The organism is Kocuria sp. CPCC 205263 (genome assembly GCF_040981075.1).
Classification (GTDB): domain Bacteria; phylum Actinomycetota; class Actinomycetes; order Actinomycetales; family Micrococcaceae; genus Kocuria; species Kocuria rosea.
Genome location: NZ_JAVKPV010000088.1, coordinates 1 through 518, shown reverse-complemented (window position 1 = coordinate 518; position 518 = coordinate 1). Strand labels below are relative to the sequence as shown.

Here is a 518-nt window from a genome sequence, read left to right as displayed (position 1 = left end):
AACCAACGTCATGCTTGATAAACCCGACGATGCCGCTCCAAATTACGTTTTGCTTCTTATCCTATCCGAACAGTTGAAGATGCTTAACGACGCCTTTGAGGCAGAGGAAGTACAGAGAATGACAGGCGACCCGAACTAATCCGGTTTCCGAGCCCCGCATACTGTGGACTGGCAAGATATGCCATCACCAGTACAACGGGGCCCGATGTGGTGCCCGGAAGAGCTTACATCCCCCCCTTTCCGGGCATAAGTGAAGAGAGTGTTGCAGATGCGATTTCTCTAATCTCAATTTCAGTGTCATTTGAAAGATCGCGGGCAAGCAATTCGATTTGCTCGAGTGTCATGAACCGCGTGTTAAGAAGTGCTGTAGCAGCATATCGAATACTGGATGACTCATCTTTGAGGAAAGGTATAAGCGTCATAACAGCTTCTGGGTGCAAGGTAACTTCAGTAATAATCTGTCGTAACAGCGTGGGTTTGCAAACGCCATCCCTGACCCATTTGGAAATGTTTCTCTG

At 48.1% G+C, this 518-nt stretch carries 1 protein-coding gene; it reads right to left on the bottom strand.

The window, feature by feature from the left end:
• Nucleotides 1–224: 224 nt before the first annotated feature.
• Nucleotides 225–518 (bottom strand): hypothetical protein (locus tag RF647_RS19280; RefSeq protein WP_368813140.1); only part of this gene is annotated, 294 nt, incomplete at its 5' end.